This is a genomic window from Bacillus cereus group sp. BfR-BA-01382 (genome assembly GCF_022663475.1).
In the GTDB taxonomy this organism is placed as follows: domain Bacteria; phylum Bacillota; class Bacilli; order Bacillales; family Bacillaceae_G; genus Bacillus_A; species Bacillus_A thuringiensis_S.
On sequence record NZ_JAKUFQ010000189.1, the window covers coordinates 1 to 4,282 of the forward strand.

Sequence of the window (4,282 nt, forward strand, 5' to 3'; positions counted from 1 at the left end):
CTGTACTAAATTTTGTATTGTACTTATATGTATTAGAAATTCCTGCATTAACCGTAAACTCTACATCTTTTACATTTTTATCAGCATTTAATTTTTGAACCATATCTTGAAGACCTTTTAGTTGAGCTACGATGTCTTCTTGTTTTTTATTGCCTTTGATAGAAGTGTTTACGTAGAGAAGCCCATCTTTCATATCAGCCTTACTAATCTTCCAATCTTTTGTTGCGTTCATGTTTTTATCCACTGTAGGAATACTGTTAAACACTAAGAATTCAAGATGCTTTTCAGTAGCAATTGTTTTATTCTTTAAACCATCTACATAAAACTCTTTTGGTACATCTCTTTTTTCTTTATTATCAAAGAAGAAAAGCTCTACGTTTTTATGTGTTAAATCTTGTACTTTATCAGTAAGGTCTTTCATATCTTCATCTTTCAATTTAGTTGAGCCAATTACGAGTTTAACATCATTTTTTGAGAACTCTTTATTTATTACTTGATATTCTACTTTTATTAAATTATCAAAAGATACCTCTTTCAAATCTACTGGTTTTTCCTTAAATAAAAACATCACACCACCAATAATTGCACCAATTAGCAATACAACTACACCAATCATTCCAAATAAAACCTTTTTGTTTTTTAAATCAAATAAATTACTCAAAATCCTCCATCTCCTTACTGTTTATTTTCTATCTAATTTATATTGTCGAGCTTTCAAAAGTATCTAACGGACATTATATTTCTATAAAAAGAGGAGCAGGTAGTATTCTTTATCACCTGCTCCTCTTGGTTTATTCACTTTGCGTATTTGACTGCAAAGGTTGTTCTTCTACTTTCGGAAGAGTAGGTTGCACTTCAGTTTGAGATTGAGCTTGGTCTTGTGATGTATTTACCTCTTGGCCATCTTGCGGAACTATTGGATTTTCATTCACCGTATTTGGTGTTGGTTGACTCACATTTTGTTTCGCTTTATTTGCTTCTTTTTCTTTTTGAGATGCTTCAATTTTTTTTTGCTCTGCCATCTTCTTCGCTTCTTCAACCTCTTTCAATCTTCGTTCCTCTTCCAAACGTTTTCTTTCTTCTTCTTGTTTCCTTCTTTCTTCAGCTAATTTTTCTTGTCTGATTTTCTCTTCTAAATTAGCTTTATCTCGTGCCACTTTACGTAACGATTTATTGAATTCTACTTTTAAGTCATCGTATGCTGATTTGTGTTTCACTCTGTCCAATCGTTTCCAACCATCTTCTTCTAATGTTTTAACCGCATCATATTGAGAAGGTTCTGTAGCTGAGAAATCATTAATTTGAGTGATTAACTCTTTCATGTATCGCTCTCGTTCTAACTCTTCAGATTTCGTTAGTCCATGAATAATACGATAGTCTTCAGCATCTAAACGTTCTTGTTGAGCATTTGTTTCTTTTCGAATTCGTTTTGACTCATTACGTTCACGCACATTTTGTTTTTGCTTCACAGTATATAAGCTATTAACCAATTTACCATCTTGTACGAAAACAGTATCTGGTTTTTCAAAGTCTTTGACTTCTAAACCTTCATGAATTTGTTCCATGAACTTTCTCCAGATATCCATTGTTGTAATACTAATAGAGTTTGATTGTTCTTGCGGTGTATCATCACCCGTATACACAGCGGTTGTATAATAAGGTGTATATCCTACAAACCAAGAATCTTTATTGCTATCAGTTGTACCCGTTTTACCAACCGCAAACGGATAATTACTCATATTAGCTTGTTTACCTGTACCTTGGTCTCCATGAAGTACAGAACGCATAGTATCTGTCATTAAATAAGAAGCACCTTTGTCATATACTTTTACTGTTTTTTTATCATTTTCATAAATCACGTCATTTGTAGATAAGAATGTAATCTTTCTAACATTTGTTGGACGAATGAATTGACCACTTCTTGCAAGTGTAGAATATCCCGAAGCCATTTCTACTGTTGTAGCCCCTCTTGTTAAACCACCCACTGCAATAATTGGATTGTTATCTTGTGGTGTTAAATATTTGAATTCCATATTAGTAAGATACTGCGTTATTGTATTACCACCGAATTCAGATGCTAATTTAAACGGTATCGTATTGATAGAGCTTTCTAAGGCATGTCTAACAGTCACTGCCCCTCTATATCCTCTGTACCAGTTTCTTGGTCCCTTAGGAACTTCACTATCCTCAAGCACACTATCTGGTGAATAACCTCTTTCAAAGGCAGGAGTATATGCAACTAAAGGTTTCATTGTAGAACCTGGCTGTCTGGCTCCTAAATATGCCCTATTGAAGTTATTTCCTTCTTGTGTTCTACCACCAACAATTGCAACAACTTCTCCAGTTGTATTATCTATTGTTGTTACTGCTGATTGTTTTTTATAAATCCCAGAATTCGGGTCTTTTTCTCTGAACTTCTTCATTTCAGCATCTACAACATTTTGAAGTTCTTCTTGTTTTTTAGGGTCAATAGATGTTTCAATTTTAAATCCACCCATTACAATTTTCTGACGCATTTCATCATATTTTTCTTGGTACTTCTCAAAATATGCTTTTCTGTCTGCATCATCTTTGAATTGATAACGGAAATTAAAACCATCCTCTTCCATCAACACTTTTACAGCGTTATCAATGGCATACGTAAGGGCACTTCCTTCAATCTGATTATTAATTGTATTCGGATTTACATTTAACCCTAATTCTTCAGCCACAGCTTCCTTATACTCTTTTTCACCTATATAGCCAAGTTCTTTCATTTTAAATAAAATGATATTTCGTCTTTTCTTCGCTTTTTCAGGATTTTTTACAGGGTCATAAATACTTGGGTTATTTGGAACACCTGAGAGCATCGCTACTTCTGAAAGCTTCAAATCTTTAGCTGACTTACTAAAATAGTATTGTGAAGCTGTTTCAATTCCATATTTACCATGACCGAAATAAATGTTATTTACATAGAATTCCATAATCTCTTTTTTAGAGTATTTTTCTTCTAATTCTTGTGCAATTACCATCTCTTCGATTTTTCGCCACATCGTCCTATCCATTGTTAAAAAGACATTCTTTGTTAACTGTTGTGTAATCGTAGAACCACCTTGTACGGTTCCTCCACCACTTTTAACAAACGTATATACAGAACGTAGTAAACCTTTAAAATCAATCCCTCTATGGTCATAGAAACGCTCATCCTCAATGGAAACAAATGCTTTCTCAATAAATGGACTCATATCTTTAGAAGAAACATATGAAAATTCTTGTGCTTTTAGTTCTTTCAATATATTCCCATCTTTATCGAGAATCTGTGTTGATTTCTTACTATTAAATGTCGAAGCATTAATTTTACTTACTTTGTCATACCCTTTTGTGATAGACTTAGCAATTTCATCTCCATACTTATAATAGCCATACCCGAAAACACCACTTGCACCAATAAGCGATACTAAACTTGTGCCTAAGAAGAATTTCAAGACCTTTCTTTTTTTAGAGGTCTTTTTCTTCTTCTGTTCCTTCACTTTCTTTATACCTCGTTCTTCTCTGGTTTCCATAAACAACCTCCTTGCTAACGTTTCACAACTGGCATAATCAGTGATTGATAATGACCATTTTGTTCATTCTGATATTCAATTATTAGAGGTTCTTTTACACAACCAATTGAGCCCGTATTATAAAATGATAAATCTTCTTCTTTAATCCCTTTGACAATACTTTTAAAAAGACCATACTTTAGGATTGTGCAATTACTGACAAAGACGACTTCTTCAGGATGAAAGATTCCGATATTTCCAGGAAGTAATGCATTTACTTTTTCTTCTGTTAATTGCATTTTCGAAGGAGTTTCTGAATCCACGTCTATATGTTGTTCGTCTTCTACACTCTTTTCAGATTCATTCATCATCGACTCACCAAGAAATATAGTTCTTACTTTAGGTATTAAACCCTCGCAAAATTCGTCCTCTTCCTTAGGTGCATCAGGAACGATTTCAAATGGCTCATTTAATGTAATTAGAAGATGTGTATCTTTTGTATCTTTAATCCCTTTCTCCTTGTAATAAGCATCAATATCTCCCATTCGGGACATGACATCTTTCTTACACATAGGATATATATCTTCCGAAGTAATTAATGTCAAAATCTCTTTAACTCTTGGAAAAGCGATGGCTATTTCAATAGGTACTTTGAACTGCATCATAGTTGTTGAAATGTGGATTTCATTGTCGGATAAAAAGCATTCAAGCTCTTTTGACTTATCTTCTTTTAACAGACGAATCATACGAGCCACTACCTC

Annotated in this window: 2 protein-coding genes and 1 pseudogene; all 3 read right to left on the bottom strand. The window is 33.5% G+C overall.

What is annotated here, in order from left to right; genetic code table 11:
- The coding region (locus MR160_RS32890) for a hypothetical protein (protein WP_242299140.1) at positions 1–661 on the bottom strand (661 nt) is incomplete at its 3' end.
- Between the two features lie 130 nt (positions 662–791).
- Positions 792–3,542, bottom strand: coding sequence for a transglycosylase domain-containing protein (locus MR160_RS32895; RefSeq protein WP_242299141.1), 2,751 nt, complete (start codon positions 3,540–3,542; stop codon positions 792–794).
- A 14-nt stretch (positions 3,543–3,556) separates the two neighbouring features.
- Positions 3,557–4,282: pseudogene (locus tag MR160_RS32900) on the bottom strand (hypothetical protein); the annotation flags it as partial.

Coding starts and splice junctions, on each gene's coding strand:
- MR160_RS32895 (WP_242299141.1), bottom strand. CDS start 3,542: ATGGAAACCAGAGAAGAACGAGGTATAAAGAAAGTGAAGGAACAGAAG.